A 17,168-nucleotide genomic window follows, 5' to 3' on the forward strand; every position below is an offset into this window, starting at 1 on the left:
CGTTCACCCATTCCCCATCAGTTCATCAGCATGCGCCTCAGCATTTGCAGGGCGTGCTCCTGTTCCTTCGTTCTCTCACCACCAACCTCGGCCACTTCCTCGGCAATACCGATCAATTGCTGACGCTCTTGCATATCCAGCGCCTCTATCCAAAGATGCCGGAACCGTCGGATCGGATCTTCGGGACTGGTGACGTTTTTAGACGCCCACTCGCCGAAAACCAGCACTTCTTGCATATCGCCCGGACGGATGATGCCTTTCATGCGATTGCGAACGACATCCTTCGCAGCGTCGAAATAGATCGGCTTTTCCTTGGCAAGGCAGAAAAAGAAGGCCACCGCGGCAATCGCCGGCTCGGCGATCGAGGCCAGCGGCGCTGTCTCGGCCTGCTTGCGGAACTTTCCGCGCTTGTAAGCACCCCGCATACGCTCGACGGAATCGATGATCTCGTTTCCCGCCTCACGCACCATTTTCAAACGCCAATACCAGACGACCGCGCCGCTGATCGCCACGACCAGAATACCGAGAAAAGCCATGATGAAACCCCACAATAAAACCCGCTCGTTTTAGAGCTCGTTCTTTTGTCAGGTTCAAGCCTGTAAGTTGCATCCATCACCGCCCCAAATAGTTCTCGATGACCTTCGGATCCGAACTCACAAAATCGATCGATCCCTCTGCCAGTACCGATCCCTCAGCAAGGCAGGTCACCTTGACACCGAGGTCACGGATGAAGCCCATGTCATGTTCGACGACGACGACCGACCGGGTTTTGGCGATATCCTTCAGCAGGATCGCAGTTTCCGCCGTCTCCGCATCGGTCATGCCGGCCACCGGTTCGTCGACCAGCAGGAGCTTCGGCTCCTGCGCCAAGAGCATGCCGATCTCCAGCCATTGCTTCTGCCCGTGCGAGAGATTGGCGGCGAATTCGTCGCGGCGATGCGTCAGCCGCACCGTTTCGAGGATCTCCTCGATGCGCGTCTTGTCCTCGCCCGAAAGCCGGTAGAACAGCGTCGAGAACACACCGCGACGGCGGTTCAGCGCCAGCTCCAGATTGTCCCAGACCGTATGGCTTTCGAAGACTGTCGGCTTCTGGAACTTGCGGCCGATGCCGAGCTGCGCGATATCGGCCTCGTCCTTCTTGGTAAGATCGATCGTGCCGTTGAAGAACACCTCACCCTCATCGGGCCTGGTCTTGCCGGTGATGATATCCATCATCGTCGTCTTGCCGGCGCCGTTCGGGCCGATGATGGCGCGAAGTTCGCCGGGTTCGATGACGATCGACAGCGAATTCAGCGCCTTGAAGCCGTCGAAGGAGACCGAGACGCCGTTGAGATAAAGCACGCTGGTGGGTTTGACGTCGGGGATCATGGCGCTCACTCCGCTGCCTGAATTTTCGGCTCGATGCCATCTTCCTCAGCCGTCGATGGTGCCGCCTTTGAGACGACCTTCCGCTTGCCGAGATATTGGGCGATCGTGCCGACGACACCCTTGGGCAGGAACAGCGTGACGGCAACGAAGAGGCCGCCGAGCGCAAACAGCCAGAACTCCGGGAAGAGGCCGGTGAAGATCGTCTTGCCGCCGTTGACGAGGATCGCGCCGATGATCGGGCCGATCAGCGTCGCCCGCCCGCCGACCGCGGTCCAGATGACGACTTCGATCGAATTGGCAGGCGCGAATTCGCCGGGATTGATAATGCCGACCTGCGGCACGTAGAGCGCACCGGCAATACCAGCCATCATCGCCGAGACGACGAAGGTGAAGAGCTTGAAGTGCTCGACGCGGTAACCGAGGAAGCGCGTGCGACTTTCGGCATCGCGCACGCCGACCAGCACCTTGCCGAACTTCGAGCGCACGATCGCCGAGGCGAGCAGCAGCGATAGAGCAAGGAAGATCGCAGTTGCGGCAAAGAGGACTGCACGCGTGCCGTCAGCCTGGACGTTGAAACCGATAATGTCCTTGAAATCGGTAAGGCCGTTATTGCCGCCGAAGCCCATGTCGTTGCGGAAGAAGGCCAGCAGCAGCGCGTAGGTCATCGCCTGGGTGATGATCGAGAGATAGACGCCGTTGACACGTGAGCGGAAAGCAAACCAGCCGAAGACGAAGGCGAGCAGGCCGGGCACGACGAGCACCATCAGCGCCGCAAACCAGAAATGGTTGAAGCCGTACCAGAACCAGGGCAGATCCTTCCAGTTCAGGAACACCATGAAGTCGGGCAGAACAGGGTCTCCGTAGCTGCCGCGCGTGCCGATCTGGCGCATCAGATACATGCCCATCGCATAGCCGCCGAGCGCAAAGAAGGCACCGTGGCCGAGGGAGAGGATGCCGCAGAAGCCCCAGACGAGATCGAGCGCCAGCGCCAGCAGCGCATAGGTCAGATACTTGCCGAACAGCGACATGATATAAGTCGGCACGTGCAGCGGATTGGTCGGCCCCGTCATCAGGTTCAGGACCGGCACAAGGACGGCGACCAGAAGCAGGAGGGCGATGGCAATGACGATCTTGCGATCGAGTGATCGGAGAAGGAAGGCCGTTATCATGCTTCCACCGCCCTTCCTTTGAGTGCGAAGAGCCCGCGGGGACGCTTCTGGATGAAGAGAATGATGAGGACGAGCACCAAGATCTTGCCGAGCACGGCGCCGGCGAAGGGCTCGAGGAACTTGTTGACGACGCCGAGCGAGAGTGCACCGACCAGCGTACCCCAGAGATTGCCGACACCGCCGAAGACGACGACCATGAAGCTGTCGATGATGTAGGATTGACCGAGGTTCGGCGAGACATTGTCGATCTGGCTGAGCGCCACGCCGGCAATGCCGGCAATGCCCGAGCCGAGCGCGAAGGTGAAGGCATCGACCCAGCCGGTGCGGATGCCCATCGACGACGCCATGCGCCGGTTCTGCGTAACGGCACGCATCTGCAGGCCGAAGGCCGACCGCTTGAGGAGCAGGAGCAGCGCCACAAAGACGACCATCGAAAAGACGATGATCCACAGTCGGTTCCAGGTGATGGAGAGCCCGCCGAGATCGAAGACGCCGGACATCCAGGTCGGATTGCGGACCTCGCGGTTGGTCGGGCCGAAGATGCTGCGCACCGCCTGCTGCAGGATGAGCGACACGCCCCAGGTGGCGAGCAGCGTTTCCAGCGGCCGGCCGTAGAGATAGCGGATGACGGCGCGCTCGATCACCAGACCGACGAAGCCGGTAAAGACGAAGGCCGCAGGCACGGCAAAGGCCAGCGAATAATCGGCAAGTTCAGGAAAGGCGGAGGTGATGTACTCCTGCACCACATAGGTGGTGTAGGCGCCGATCATCACCATTTCGCCATGCGCCATGTTGATGACGCCCATGACGCCGAAGGTGATGGCAAGGCCGATCGCGGCAAGCAGCAGTACCGAGCCGAGAGACAATCCGTACCAGATGTTCTGGACGATATCCCACAGCGCCAGGCTGCGATTGATGGAGCTGATATCCGCCTGGATCGCCGGCTTCAGGTCGTCGGGCGCGGTTTCGAGTGTGGTCGTGAGGATGGTCAGCGCATCGCGATTGCCGCGCGCCGCGATCGTATCGATCGCAGCCTTCTTGTCTTCGACGCTCGCATCCGTCTTGAGCAGCAGCACTGCGCGCGCCGCTTCCATCGTATTCTTGATCTCAGCGTCCTTTTCGGCCGCAAGCGCCGAGTTCAGCAGGTCGAGATTGGCGGGATCGGCATCTTTCAGCAAGCCCCGCGCCGCGGCAAGACGCGCGGAACGGTCCGGGCTCATCAGTGTCAGTTGGCTGGTGGCGGCGCTGATGACGCCGCGAAGCGCGTTGTTGATCTTGACCTTCGTCATCAAATCCGGATCGACATCGGCAGCGGCTTCGCCGGTGATCGGATCAGAATAGGTCGGTTCGTCATCGGTACCGCCCTGGAGGAGAACCGGGCCGCCATCGGAATTGACGTAGAGAAGGCCGTCGCTCAACTGCTGCAGGATCTGGCTGACATGCGGATCCTTGGAAGCGACCAGCGCCTTGATGGCCACTTCGCGTTCCGAAAAATCGCCGACGCCGAGCGCGTCCATCAGCACGTGGATGTCGTCCTGAGCCTGGACTTGGCTGGAGATCATCACGCCCGAAAATGTCAAGCCCGAAAATGTCAGGCAAACCGTGATGAGGAAAATCTTTATGGCGCGATACATCGGCTTTCTCGCCCTTGATAGTGTTGGCCTCGCGGCGCAATCGCTGGGACGGAGCTTCCGCCCGGGATCAAACCCGGACGGAATCCTTCAGGCAATCATCGGATCGAGATCGTACTCAGGAGCCCTTGCCACCGCACTTGCCCGTAGCAACGTTGAAGTTGCCGCAGGACATCGGCTTGCGCCAATCGGAGATCAGGTCCTTGGAATCAGGCAGGAAGTCTGACCATTCGTCACCGACGACGGCAGGTGTCTGCTGAACGATTTCGAACTGGCCGTCGGCCTGGATTTCACCGATCAGCACCGGCTTGGTGATGTGGTGGTTCGGCATGACGGTCGCATAGCCGCCCGAGAGGTTCGGAACGCTGACGCCGATGATGGTATCGAGAACCTTGTCGGTATCGGTCGTGCCGGCAGCCTGGACGGCCTTAACCCATGCGTTGAAGCCGATATAAGCAGCTTCCATCGGGTCGTTCGTCACGCGCTTGTCGTTCTTGGTGAAAGCGTGCCAGTCCTTGATGAACTTCTTGTTGGCCGAGCTTTCGACCGATTCGAAGTAGTTCCAGGCAGCGAGATGGCCGACGAGCGGCTTGGTGTCGAGACCGGCAAGCTCTTCTTCGCCGACCGAGAAGGCGACGACGGGGATGTCGGTTGCCTTGATGCCCTTGTTACCCAGTTCCTTGTAGAACGGAACGTTGGCATCGCCGTTGATCGTAGAGACGACGGCGGTCTTCTTGCCGGTCGAACCGAATTCCTTGATCTTGGAAACTTCGGTCTGCCAGTCGGAGAAGCCGAACGGCGTGTAGTTAGTCATGATGTCTTCTTTCGGAATACCCTTCGAAATCAGGTATGCCTCGAGAATCTTGTTGGTCGTGCGCGGATAAACGTAGTCCGTACCTTCGAGAACGAAGCGCTTGACGCCTTCTTTTTCCATCAGGTAGTCGACAGCAGGAATGGCCTGCTGGTTCGGAGCAGCACCCGTGTAGAAGATGTTGCGCGAGGACTCTTCGCCTTCATACTGGACCGGGTAGAAGAGGATCGAGTTGGTCTCTTCGAAAACCGGCAGAACGGACTTGCGCGACGAGGACGTCCAGCAACCGAAGACGGCGGCAACCTTGTCCTTCTGGATCAGCTCACGTGCCTTTTCGGCAAACAGCGGCCAGTCGGAAGCCGGGTCGACGACGACGGCCTCAAGCTTCTTGCCGAGAAGGCCGCCCTTCTTGTTCTGCTCGTCGATGAGCATCAGCATGGCGTCCTTGAGCGTGGTCTCGGAGATGGCCATGGTGCCGGAGAGCGAGTGCAGAATGCCGACCTTGATCGTGTCATCGGCGGCAACTGCACCGCCGAAGGCGGCCGACGCCGCCATGACGGCGCCGAGCGCTGCGCCCGTAATAGTGGATTTGAGATTCATCTGGTTGAACTCCCCTCTTCTTGTTCCGCAACAGACCGGAAACGGAGATTAACTGTTGCTTAAAGAACTATCGGGTGCTGCAGCGCGAAAACACATACGTCGATTGACGTAGGCGCGGGGGTCAAACAGGCAGCAGGCCGGGAGAGAGGTGGCATCCCCCACCGCGGGAGATGCCCTGTCGATTCTCTCGGAGGAATTATCCGTCGATCGTCAAGGTGACTGATGTCGGGCCGTAGGAGAGGCTCGCCTTGTGGCCGGAGACGGTGAACTTGCCGAAGGTGCCGGTCACGGCACTCGCCTTCAGGATTTCGATCTTGGTTCCGGGCGTCAGGACATAGCCATCGACAACCGTCACGTTAAGGTCGCCGGCCAGCGCCGCCTTGCCCTCGACCACCAGCGTGCCTCCGCCGTTCGCGCCGAGCGCCGGCTTCGCCGCGGCATTGGCGAGCTGCTGATAATCGCCGCTTACGGTCAGCGGCTTGTCGGCCGCCAGAACGAGCGAACCGCCATTGACCGTCAGCCCGCCGGTACCGAAGGCCGACGGCGAGCCGGCCACGAGCGCGCCCTCTTCCAGCACGGTGCCACCGGCATAGCTGTTCGCGCCCGACAGCCCGAGGATGCCTTCGCCGCGCTTCACCAGCCTGCCCTTGCCGGTGATGTCGTTCCGCCAGGTATCGATCGCATTGAAACCGCCCTTTGCCGCGTCCATCGTCACGGTGACGTCCTGTTCGAACGCGCCGTACCCGTCGGCGGCGGCAAACAGGTTGAGACGGCCGTAACCTTCGGCGTCGTCGAGCAGCGGATAGCCGGAGGCGATCTCCGTCGTCTTCAGCACGTCGCGGCGCTGCTCGCCGTCCAGATAGGGCAGACGCGTTTCGAGAAGCGCTTCGGCGCGCCCTGCGGCACACGCGCCGGCCGATCGGTCGCATGGATCGTCGGCAGGCCATAGCTCAGGCGCTGCAGCACGTAAGCGCGATTGGCGTCATGATCGGCGAAACGATCTGCAGTCAGCGGTTCCGCATGGGCGGCAACCTCAAGCGCGCCCGCATCCGCAACGCCTGATTTGGCGACAAGCCATGCCTGCGCTTGGACGTAAGCATCGCTCTTCAGCGCCGCATTGTCGGCCTTGTTCAGATTGTAGACGACCGTGGCGGTGCCGAGCATCCGGCCGCCCATCACGTCGAGAGGAGAATGCATGCCGGCGAGGATGCGGTCTTCACCCAGCTCGCTGGCGCGTGTGATCATTTCCTGGAAGCGCTGCGGTACGAGATAGGCCATGGCGAGCCCATCCCGCCAGGCTTCCGCCGTATGCCCGCTGGGGAAACCACCGTCCTCGACCGGCTTCCCGCTCTTGGCGGGCTCCAGCGTCGGCACCACCGACACGTCCTGGCTCCAGCGGTAGGGACGGCCATATTTGAAATAGCGTTTTGCGGGCTCCGTCGAGCCGTCACCGCTTACGGCGTTGATGAAGTCGATTGCAAGTCCCATGTCCGGGTTGGCATCGGTCTTGTTTTCCGTGTCCGGCTTGCTGCCGGCGCCGCGATTGTTGCCCTTGTCGTCATATTTGACCGTCGTCGCGTCGGCCGCCACCTCGGTGATCGTGGTGGTCTGCTTCGAGCCTGCCTTCCAGGCATCCGTCAGCGGACCGAGGCCATCGACGATGCTGGCATTCTTGCCGCGCCGATCGTCGAGATAGGCGGCTACCGCCTGGTCGGCCGTCCGCGCCCGCGTCGCATTGACGACATAGGCAATGTTGGCGTCATGGACGGCCTGGTTGACGATATGGCCGTCGGTCTTGCTGGCGGGAATACCATCCCAATCCGTCTTGGCGACCGCCGGGCAATTGTCCTTGGCCGGGGCTTCGACACCCGCATCGACGAAAGGCGTGCGCGGGGTCCAGATTTCGAGGAAGCCGGAGAGAAGGTGAACGGCGGCGTTGGTGTCCGCCGTCGAGAAGCAGGCATCACCGCGTTTGTTGGTGTTTCCGGCCTCCGCATAAGGCGCTTTCGCTGCCGTGGACTGCTCGGCGCTGGCAAGCGATGGCACGATCGAAAGGAGGCAGACGAGGGCCGTGCTCAGCCGGCAAAGGCTTAAAACAGACATGGCGATACCCGAAATGGTTGAACGAACGCCGGGAGAGTTAGAGCTCTCATGTGACAGATCAATTGCAAAAATATTGCCATTCTGTGAACCAGTCGGTGCCTGCCTCTTGCCTTTCCCAGCCATCCCGCCAAAACTGCCGGAGAGACGATGAACCCAACCGGAATGCCGGAAAGGAAGACATGGCAGCGCGCCAACGCATCATTCCGGTGAGACGCGAATATAATCGCTGGGTCGCCAACCAGACGCTGGAAGATTACGCGCTGCGCTTCACCGCAAAGAGCGCCCGCCATTTCTCTTCGCAGCGCATCTCGCAGACGGCGATAGGCGCAATCTCCTTCCTGGCGCTGGAGGCAATCGGCGGCGCAATCACCCTCTCCTACGGCACCACCAACGCCTTTTACGCCATCATCGTCGCCTCGATCGCCATGCTGGCGATCGGCCTGCCGATCAGCCGCTACGCCATCCGCCACGGCGTCGACATTGATCTGCTGACGCGCGGCGCGGGCTTCGGCTATATCGGCTCGACGATCACCTCGCTGATCTATGCGAGCTTCACCTTCATGCTGTTTGCCATCGAGGCTTCGATCATGTCCGGGGCGTTGGAGCTCACCCTCGGCATCCCGCTCTGGATCGGCTACATCATCAGCGCCGTCATGGTGATCCCCCTGGTGACGCATGGCGTACGGCTGATCAGCAAGTTCCAGCTGATGACCCAGCCCTTCTGGATCGTGCTGAATATCCTGCCCTTCATCTTCATCGCCCTGCTGGACTGGGAAAAATTCGATCTCTGGCGCGCCTTCGCCGGCATCCGCCATGCCTCCGGCCCGCCCGGCACCACCGCCGAATTCGATCTGGTGGAGTTCGGCGCGGCCTCCGCCGTCATCCTGGCGCTGATGTCGCAGATCGGCGAACAGGCCGACTTCCTGCGCTTCCTGCCGCCGGACCCGCAGCGCAAGTGGCGCCACCGCCTGGCGATCTTTCTCGCCGGGCCCGGCTGGGTCATCATCGGCGCGCCGAAGTTGCTTGCCGGCTCCTTCCTCGTCGTGCTGACCTTCACCTCGGGCGTCCCCCTCGATCGCGCCGCCGACCCGGCGCAGATGTATCTGACCGCCTTCGGCTACATGGTCCCCTGGCATAATGGCGCGCTGCTGTTGATGGCCGCCTTCGTCGTCGTCTCGCAGCTGAAGATCAATGTGATGAACGCCTATGCCGGTTCGCTCGCCTGGTCGAACTTCTTCTCGCGGCTGACCCACAGCCATCCCGGCCGCGTCATCTGGCTGGTGTTCAACGTCGCAATCGCCCTGCTTTTGATGGAACTCGGCATCTACCGGCTGCTGGAGGAGACGCTCGGCATCTTCTCGATCATCGCCATGGCCTGGCTCTGCACGATCTCCGCCGATCTCTTCATCAACAAGCCGCTGGGGCTGGCTCCTCCCGGCATCGAGTTCAAGCGCGCCCACCTCTACGACATCAACCCGGTCGGCCTCGGCGCCATGACGCTGTCGGCGACGGTGTCGCTGATTGCCCATTTCGGCGCCTTCGGTGAGATCGCCGCCTCGCTCGCTCCCTATATTACCCTCGTCATCGCGCTCGTCGCCTCGCCTGTCATCGCCTGGGCAACGAAAGGCAAGTTCTATCTCGCCCGCAAGCCGCGCCAGAGCTGGAAAAACCTGACGAACATCACCTGCTCGGTCTGCGAGCATCCCTTCGAACCAGAGGACATGGCCTGGTGCCCGGCCTATGCCGCGCCGATCTGCTCGCTCTGCTGCTCGCTCGACAGCCGCTGCCACGACATGTGCAAGCCGGCCGCCCGTTTCAACGCGCAGGTCGGCACAGTCGCCAAGGCGCTGCTGCCGGAAGCCATTCTGGGGAAGCTGACGACGCGCCTTGGCCGCTACGGCATCGCCGTCGTGCTGGCATTGACCGCCATCGGCGCAATCCTGGCGATGATTGCCCATCAGGTCGCCTCCGCCTCGCCCGAGACGGGTGAGGTCGTCAATCGCACCATCCTCATCGTCTTCTTCGTCTTCTCGGTGATCTCAGGCGTCGTCTGCTGGTTCTATGTGCTCGCCCATGACAGCCGCGTCGTTGCCGAGGAGGAATCCTCACGCCAGAACACGCTGCTGCTGAAGGAAATCGCCGCCCACAAGAAGACCGACGCCGCCTTGCAGAACGCCAAGGAAACCGCCGAGGCCGCCAATCGCGCCAAAAGCCGCTATGTCGTCGGGCTCAGCCATGAATTACGCACGCCGCTGAACGCCGTGCTCGGCTACGCCCAGATCCTCGAACGCGACGAGACCATTCCGGCGCCGCGCCAATCCTCGATCAAGGTCATCCGCCGCAGCGCCGAACACCTTTCAGGACTGATCGACGGCCTGCTCGATATCTCCAAGATCGAGGCCGGCCGCCTGCAGGTCTATTCCAACGAGATCAACATCCAGGATTTTCTCGACCAGATCGTCGATATGTTCCGCCCGCAGGCGCAGGCAAAGGGGCTTGCCTTCATCCATGAGCGCGCGCCGGCCTTGCCGCAATTCGTCCGCACCGACGAAAAGCGCCTGCGCCAGATCCTGGTCAACCTGCTCTCCAATGCCATCAAGTTCACTGACGAAGGCAGCGTCACCTTCGATGTCGGCTATCGCAGCCAGGTCGCGACCTTCACCGTTGCCGATACCGGCCGAGGCATCACGGAGAAAGACCTGCCCCGTATCTACGAACCCTTCCAGCGCGGTGAGGCCGAAAGCGTGCGGCCGATGCCGGGGCTCGGCCTCGGCCTCACCATCACCCGGCTTTTGACCAATACGCTTGGAGGCGAGATTTCGGTTTCGAGCATAAAGGACGAAGGCTCGACCTTCCGCGTCCGGCTGATGCTGTCCGCCGTCATGCGTGCCGTGGCCGCCGCGCCACAGGAGAAGCGCGTTGTCGGTTATGACGGCCCGCGCCGCACGGTCGTCGTCGTCGACGATAACGAGGACCACCGCGAGATGATGCGCGAGATCCTGGCGCCGCTCGATTTCATCGTGCTGACGGCGGCGGGCGGCGGCGAATGTCTGACGCTGATCGAGGGCATCATGCCGGACCTCTTCCTCGTCGATATTCTGATGCCCGGCATGAACGGCTGGCAGCTCGTCTCGCGTCTGCGTGAGGCCGGCCAGACGGCGCCGGTGCTGATGCTGTCGGCCAATATCGGTGATGCGGCCGTTCTCAGCGACAGCGACGACAGCCACAATGACGCGATCGGCAAGCCGGTCGACATCCGCCAGTTGCGCGACAAGCTCGCCCTGCATCTCGGCGTGACATGGATCTATGCCGATGCCACGCCAGCCGTTGCTGTCAAGATCGAAGCGCCGATGCTGAGCCCAGGTGCTGCCCATGTGCAGGAATTGCTGCGGCTCGGCGAGATCGGCTATATCAGAGGCATTGAAGCCAAGCTTTCGGACCTTGCCAAGGTGGAGGCAAATCAGCCATTCACGGAGGAACTTCGCGCCTATGTCGCCGCCTTCGATCTCGCCGGCTTCATGACCTTCCTGCACGACTTCGACGAAAAGGTGGAATCCATTGGCTGAGCCGGCCCTCCCCCGCGACATCGTTCTGCTCGTCGACGACTCCGCCGAAGCCCTCGGCTTCATGACCGACGCGCTCGAACAATCCGGCTTCTCCGTGCTGATCGCCACATCGGGCACGGCGGCACTTGGTATCGTTGAGCGCATCACGCCCGATCTTATCCTGCTCGACGCGGTGATGCCGGGTATGGATGGCTTCGAGACCTGCCGCCGGCTGAAGGCGAATGCCGCGGTAGCGCAGGTGCCTGTCGTCTTCATGACCGGCCTGACCGAGACCGAGCATGTCGTGCACGCGCTGGAATCCGGCGGCGTCGATTATCTCAGCAAACCGATCAACATCGATGAACTGCGCGCCCGCATCCGCGTCCATCTGCGCAACGCTCGCTCGGCCCAGAGCGCCCGCATCGCCCTGGACGCAGCCGGCCGCCATCTGCTGGCAGTCAAGGGCGACGGCGCCATCCACTGGTCAACCCCGCAAGCGACACGGCTGGTCAATGCCGCCATGGGCAGCGACGACGGCATGGAAATCGTCGTCCGCCATATCGCCGGCTGGATGCGCGACCGCGTCGCCGCGGTGCGCGACGGCATCATCTCGATCGCCCATGCCGGCCAGGCAGCGTTGCAGCTCGCCTTCCTCGGCGCAATCGGCCCTGACGAATATCTCTTCCGCCTCACCGCCGCCAGTCAGCGCAGCGACGACGAGGTGCTGCGCCAGCGCTTCTCGCTCACCCAGCGCGAATCCGAAGTGCTGCTCTGGATCGCCAAGGGCAAGGCCAACCGCGACATCGGCGAAATATTGGGACTGTCGGCGCGGACGGTGAACAAACACCTCGAACAGATTTACGTGAAGCTCGGCGTCGAGAACCGCGCCTCGGCCGCCGTGAAGGCCACGCACGTGCTGTACGAGATGTAAGAGGTGATGGCGGCTGGCTAAGCCACCCGATCTGGCACATCCCTGCCCTCGAAAAACGCCGTCACGTTCTCGACCACCTTCATGCCCATGGCCATCCGCATCTCTTCCGTGGCGCTGCCGAGATGCGGCGGCACCATGACGGTCTCCATCCGTCCCAGCGTACATCAGGTTCCGCCCCGTAGACGTCAAGCCCCCGCCCCACACGGATCGTGCCGTTTTCCGGTGCCGAAGTCGGGCGCCGTAACGTGCCGTCTTCGTGGGATCGATCGATGAGCGATTGCGGTACGGTAGCCAGGCCGGAATTGAAACACCCGCCAAAAGAAAGAAGCCCGGTCGGAACCGGGCTTCGATAATCATGTCCCGTAAAGGGAAGCGAGGCTTACATGCTCTGCGGGAAGTAGCTGTACTTGCCGTCCGGACCCTTCTTCCATTCATACATGATGTAGCCAGGAATCTTCGGGTCGCCCTTTTCGTCGAACGAAATGTCGCCGAGAACGGTCGGGAACGGGCCCTTTTCCTTCATGGCCTTGGCAACGGCCTCAGGATCCAGCGAACCGGCAGCCTTGGCGGCCCCAGCGATCGTCTGCATCGCAGCGTAGGAATAGAGCGTGTAGGCTTCCGGATTGAAACCAGCGGCCTTGAACTTTTCGACGAGTTCCTTGTTCGCAGGGTTCGCCGTCGGATCGGGGCCGAAGGTGTTCAGCGTACCGGCGACGGCGTCACCAGCGATCGAGGCCAGTTCGTTCGAAACGATACCATCGCCCGAAACCAGCGTCGCCTTCAGGCCCTGGTCGGCCGCCTGGCGGATGATGAGACCGGCTTCGGTGTGCAGACCACCCCAATAGATGATCGAGACGCCGGCTTCCTTCATCTTGGCGATGAGGGCCGAGAAGTCCTTGTCGCCGACGTTGATGCCTTCGTATATGACCTCCGTGACGCCAGCGGCATTCATAGCCTTCTTGGTTTCGTCGGCAAGGCCCTGACCGTAGGGGGTCTTGTCGTGAACGACAGCGATCTTGGCGTCCTTGAAGTGATCGGCAAGATATTTGCCGGCGATGGCACCCTGCTGGTCGTCACGGCCGCAGGTGCGGAACGTGTTCCAGAGGCCCCGCTCCGTGAAGGTCGGGTTCGTCGCGGCCGGGGTGATTTCGAGGATGCCGTTTTCGGCATAGACTTCCGAAGCCGGGATCGAAACGCCCGAGTTGAAGTGGCCGATGACAAACTTGACGCCGTCAGCAGCGAACTTGTTGGCGACCGAAATGCCCTGCTTCGGGTCGGAGACGTCGTCGCCGAGCTCGATCTTGATCTGCTCGCCGTTGATGCCGCCAGCCGCGTTGATGTCGGCGGCTGCCTGTTCAGCACCCTTCTGGAGCTGAGCGCCGAACGCGGCGTTCGGGCCAGTCAGCGGACCAGCGACAGCGATGAGAACGTCGGCCCACGCGTTGCCGCTGAAGGCGACCATCGCCGTCAGAGCCACTGCCGACAGAAGAGACTTCTTCATATTATTACTCCCAATTTTTGGGCGGGTTCCGGTCCAAGGCCCAGCGCACTACCCACCATTGACTGCGCCAGGAAAGCTGTTCCACTCGGAAGGCAATTCATGCCTAGTTTCAACGGACTGTCAATGTTTGTCCTTCCACGAAAACGCGGAAGTTTTCTCGTACAGCCAGTAATAGTTGTTAACCATCTGATTGGTGCGGCGGTAGCGGAAGCCGGCCGTCGAGAACACCAGCAGCGTCACGAAGTCGAGAATATAGTAGAAGGCGTTGAGCATCGGCCCATTGAACAGGGCATGATGCAGGAACTGCATCGCCCAGGCGAGCAGAAATGTATAGACGATGACCAGCGGATAATCGCTCCAGCCCTCGGCAACCGCTTTGCCGGCGCGCCAGGCCGTCCAGAAGCCTAAGAGCAAGACGATGACACGGATTGCCACAAGGGGGCCGGCATCCGCTTCGAAGAAAAGTCCCTGCATGTCAAACTCTCCTTTCGACCTAGTGTCTTCCGCCTTCGAGATAGGCGGCGCGGACCTCGGGATTGGCAAGAAGCTCCTTGCCGGAACCGCTCATCGTCACCTTGCCGTTCACCATCACGTAGGCGCGGTGAGAAAGCCTGAGGGCGGCGAACGCGTTCTGCTCGACGAGGAAAACGGTCAGCCCCTCCGCCTCGTTGAGCTTCCTGATCGCCTCGAAGATGCCCTTGACGATCAGCGGCGCAAGACCGAGCGAGGGTTCGTCGAGAAGAAGCAGCTTCGGGCGCGCCATCAGCGCGCGGCCGATCGACAGCATCTGCTGCTCGCCGCCCGAAAGTGTTCCACCCCGCTGGGCGTGACGTTCCTTGAGACGCGGGAAGAGCGTGAAGATCTTCTCGACGTCTTCGGCGAAGTGTTTCAGATTGTCGAGGCCAGCGCCCATCTGAAGATTTTCCAGAACCGTCATACGCGGGAAGATGCGGCGGCCTTCCGGCGACTGTGCAATGCGCAGACGGGCGATTTCATGCGTCGGCATGCGGGTGATGTCGCGGCCCTCAAAGACCACCGAACCGGTGCGGGCCTGCGGGCTGCCGCAGATCGTCATCATCAGTGTCGACTTGCCGGCGCCGTTGGCGCCGATCAGGCTGACGATCTCGCCCTTGTTGACGTGGACATCGACCCCAGCCAGCGCCCGGATATTGCCGTAATAGGTTTCGACGCCATTCACCTGAAGGAGCGGTTGACCCGTCATTACTTCATCGCCCATCAGTTTGCGCCTCCTTCGAGCTGCTCGACGGCTGCGATCACCTCTTCCACTTCTTCATCCTCGACACCGAGATAGGCCGCGATGACCCGCGGATCGTTCTTCACGTGATCCGGTGTGCCATCGGAAATCTTCTGACCATATTCGAGGACGACGACGTGGTCGGAGATTTCCATGACCACAGACATGTCGTGCTCGATCAGCAGGATCGACGTCCCGGTTTCGGCGCGAATGCTCTTCAGCAGCGCGTTGAGCGTTGCCGATTCCCGTGGGTTGAGGCCGGCAGCCGGTTCATCCAGGCAAAGCAGCTCCGGGCCGGTGCACATGGCGCGGGCGATTTCGAGACGCCGCTGGGCGCCGTAGGGCAGATCGCCGGCGGGGTCGTCGGCGCGGTCGATCAGGTCGGCCTTCTCAAGCCAGAAACGGGCAAGCTCGATCGCCTCTGCCGCTTCCCGCCTATAGGGGCCGACACCGATAAGGCCGAGGATCGTATAACCCGATGCCTTCATCAGCTTGTTGTGCTGGGCAACCAGCAGGTTTTCGAGAACGGTCAGGCCGGAGAACAGCCGGATGTTCTGGAAGGTACGCGCGACCTTGGCTTCCCTGGTGATGCGAAAGTCCGGCAGGCGCTCCAGCAGGTATTGCTTGCCGCTCTTCTGGTTGAACGTGATCATGCCCATCGTCGGCTTGTAGAAGCCGGTGATGCAGTTGAAGACGGTGGTCTTGCCGGCGCCGTTCGGCCCGATCAGCGCGGTGATATCGCCACGCTTGGCTTCGAAGGAGAAGTCGTTGATGGCCATCAGGCCGCCGAACTTCATCGACAGGTGTTCGACCTTGAGAAGAGTGTCGTCAGACATCGTATTCGTCGTTACGGGGCTCATCAACCATGGCCCTCCTTGATGAAGCTTCCGGATATCGCCTTGCGCTCTCTGAGGAAGGCTGTCGGCTCACGCGAGCCGACGAAGCCGCGCGGCTTGAACAGCATGACGACGACCATAGCGAGGCCGAAGATCAACATGCGGTATAGTTCCGGCGTAAAATCTGGTCCGAAGATGAGTTTTAGGAAGCTCATCTCGCGCAGCAACTCGGTGCCGCCGACCATGACGATGGCGGCGATCGCGATGCCGGTCAACGACCCCATGCCGCCAAGGACAACAATGGCGAGAATGACGGCCGATTCCAGGAAGACGAAGGATTCCGGCGAGACGAAGCCCTGGCGGGCGGCGAAGAACGAGCCGGCAAAACCGGCAAACATCGCGCCCGTCGCAAAGGCGGTGAGCTTGGTCGTCACCGTGTTGATGCCGAGCGAACGGCAGGCGATCTCATCTTCGCGCAAAGCTTCCCAGGCGCGTCCGATCGGCATGCGCCGCAGCCGGATGGTGACATAGGCCGTCAGCATGCAGAGCGCCAGGATCAAATAGAACAGGAAGATCTTGTAATAGGCCGAGGAGATCGGCAGGTTAAAGAGCTTCGCAAAGCCGCCGGCCGTCGCATCGAAGGGAATGCCGAAGAGTGTTGCCTTCGGGATACTTGAGATACCGAAGGTGCCCTTCGTCACTTCAGTCCAGTTGATGAGGACGAGACGAATGATTTCACCGAAGGCAAGCGTCACGATAGCAAGGTAATCGCCGCGCAGGCGCAGCACCGGAAAGCCGAGAATGACGCCCCAGAGTGCGGCGAAGATGCCGGAAAGCGGCAGCAGCACCCAGAAGGACAGACCGAAATAGCTCGAAAGCAGTGCGTAGGAATAAGCGCCGACGGCATAGAAGGCGACATAGCCAAGGTCGAGCAGGCCGGCGAGACCGACGACGATGTTCAGCCCCCAGGCGAGCATCACATAGATCAGGATCTGAATGCCGAAATTGTCGACATATGTCAGCGAGCCCTGAGGGCCTTTGATCGCCACGATCACCATGGGGTAAAGCAGCAGCGCGATCAGCGCGATCTTCAGGAAATGCCGGTGGAAGAAGCTCTTCTCTGTCGAGATGTCGAGCTCGCCCTCGCGCGCCTTGCTGAGCTTGCGGCGGTCGATATTCGGCCTGATGAAAACGACCATGGCGAAGCGGCCGATGGCGGCGACCGCGACGAAGATCGCAAGCAGGCCCCAGCGCTGGACAATGATCAACTCGTTGCTGATGTTCTGGTCGGTCTTGAGGCCGACATAGAGAACGAACATACCGAACGACAGGACGGCGGCGAAAAGAGCTTCGGTAAGGCCTTTGCGGACAAGTCCGGCATCGGGCTTGCCTGCAGAATTTTCGATGTTTGCCATGAC

General features: G+C 61.3%; 12 protein-coding genes and 2 pseudogenes. 2 read left to right on the top strand and 12 right to left on the bottom strand.

Annotated features, from left to right (window positions below; genetic code table 11):
* Positions 1-17: 17 nt before the first annotated feature.
* From RlegSU303_RS17710 to RlegSU303_RS17735, 6 genes and pseudogenes are all read right to left on the bottom strand, one after another.
* Positions 18-512, bottom strand: a complete 495-nt coding sequence (locus tag RlegSU303_RS17710) for a hypothetical protein (protein WP_231283238.1) — start codon at positions 510-512, stop codon at positions 18-20.
* Positions 513-612: 100 nt separating this feature from the next.
* A complete protein-coding gene (gene urtD, locus RlegSU303_RS17715) occupies positions 613-1,368 on the bottom strand; it encodes an urea ABC transporter ATP-binding protein UrtD (protein ID WP_020486145.1) in 756 nt (251 codons plus the stop codon).
* 5 nt (positions 1,369-1,373) lie between these two features.
* On the bottom strand, positions 1,374-2,537 hold the full coding sequence (gene urtC, locus RlegSU303_RS17720) for an urea ABC transporter permease subunit UrtC (RefSeq protein ID WP_131719180.1): 1,164 nt from the start codon (positions 2,535-2,537) through the stop codon (positions 1,374-1,376).
* Positions 2,534-4,171 carry an urea ABC transporter permease subunit UrtB gene (gene urtB, locus RlegSU303_RS17725; protein WP_131719181.1) on the bottom strand — a complete coding sequence of 546 codons (1,638 nt, stop codon included), beginning with the start codon at positions 4,169-4,171 and terminating at the stop codon, positions 2,534-2,536. Before urtB ends, urtC begins: the two co-directional genes overlap by 4 nt.
* 115 nt (positions 4,172-4,286) lie before the next feature.
* Positions 4,287-5,579: an urea ABC transporter substrate-binding protein gene (gene urtA / locus RlegSU303_RS17730; protein ID WP_131719182.1), complete on the bottom strand. Its 1,293-nt coding sequence runs from the start codon at positions 5,577-5,579 to the stop codon at positions 4,287-4,289.
* Between the two features lie 196 nt (positions 5,580-5,775).
* A pseudogene (locus tag RlegSU303_RS17735) lies at positions 5,776-7,682 on the bottom strand (phosphatase PAP2 family protein).
* Between the two features lie 179 nt (positions 7,683-7,861).
* On the opposite strand from RlegSU303_RS17735, the gene RlegSU303_RS17740 reads away from it, so the two are divergent.
* Both RlegSU303_RS17740 and RlegSU303_RS17745 read left to right on the top strand, forming a co-directional pair.
* Positions 7,862-11,248, top strand: a complete 3,387-nt coding sequence (locus RlegSU303_RS17740; RefSeq protein ID WP_131707807.1) for a hybrid sensor histidine kinase/response regulator — start codon at positions 7,862-7,864, stop codon at positions 11,246-11,248.
* Positions 11,241-12,158, top strand: a complete 918-nt coding sequence (locus tag RlegSU303_RS17745; RefSeq protein WP_017961753.1) for a response regulator transcription factor — start codon at positions 11,241-11,243, stop codon at positions 12,156-12,158. Before RlegSU303_RS17740 ends, RlegSU303_RS17745 begins: the two co-directional genes overlap by 8 nt.
* Positions 12,159-12,175: 17 nt before the next feature.
* Here the strand turns inward: RlegSU303_RS17745 and RlegSU303_RS17750 are convergent.
* The 6 genes and pseudogenes from RlegSU303_RS17750 to livM form a co-directional block, all read right to left on the bottom strand.
* Positions 12,176-12,387, bottom strand: a pseudogene (locus RlegSU303_RS17750) (D-glycerate dehydrogenase); the annotation flags it as partial.
* 150 nt (positions 12,388-12,537) lie between these two features.
* Positions 12,538-13,659 carry a branched-chain amino acid ABC transporter substrate-binding protein gene (locus tag RlegSU303_RS17755; RefSeq protein WP_131619555.1) on the bottom strand — a complete coding sequence of 374 codons (1,122 nt, stop codon included), beginning with the start codon at positions 13,657-13,659 and terminating at the stop codon, positions 12,538-12,540.
* A 120-nt stretch (positions 13,660-13,779) separates the two neighbouring features.
* On the bottom strand, positions 13,780-14,133 hold the full coding sequence (locus RlegSU303_RS17760; RefSeq protein WP_017961754.1) for a DUF6867 family protein: 354 nt from the start codon (positions 14,131-14,133) through the stop codon (positions 13,780-13,782).
* A gap of 19 nt (positions 14,134-14,152) precedes the next feature.
* Positions 14,153-14,896 (bottom strand): ABC transporter ATP-binding protein, encoded by a 744-nt coding sequence (locus RlegSU303_RS17765; RefSeq protein ID WP_003542336.1) that lies wholly within the window; start codon positions 14,894-14,896, stop codon positions 14,153-14,155.
* Entirely contained in the window at positions 14,896-15,774 is an 879-nt protein-coding gene (locus RlegSU303_RS17770) for an ABC transporter ATP-binding protein (RefSeq protein ID WP_003542337.1), read from the bottom strand. Before RlegSU303_RS17770 ends, RlegSU303_RS17765 begins: the two co-directional genes overlap by 1 nt.
* Complete coding sequence (gene livM / locus RlegSU303_RS17775) at positions 15,774-17,165, bottom strand: high-affinity branched-chain amino acid ABC transporter permease LivM (RefSeq protein ID WP_131707808.1); 1,392 nt, start codon at positions 17,163-17,165, stop codon at positions 15,774-15,776. Before livM ends, RlegSU303_RS17770 begins: the two co-directional genes overlap by 1 nt.
* Positions 17,166-17,168 lie beyond the last annotated feature (3 nt).

Source organism: Rhizobium sp. SU303 (assembly GCF_021052345.1).
In the GTDB taxonomy this organism is placed as follows: domain Bacteria; phylum Pseudomonadota; class Alphaproteobacteria; order Rhizobiales; family Rhizobiaceae; genus Rhizobium; species Rhizobium laguerreae.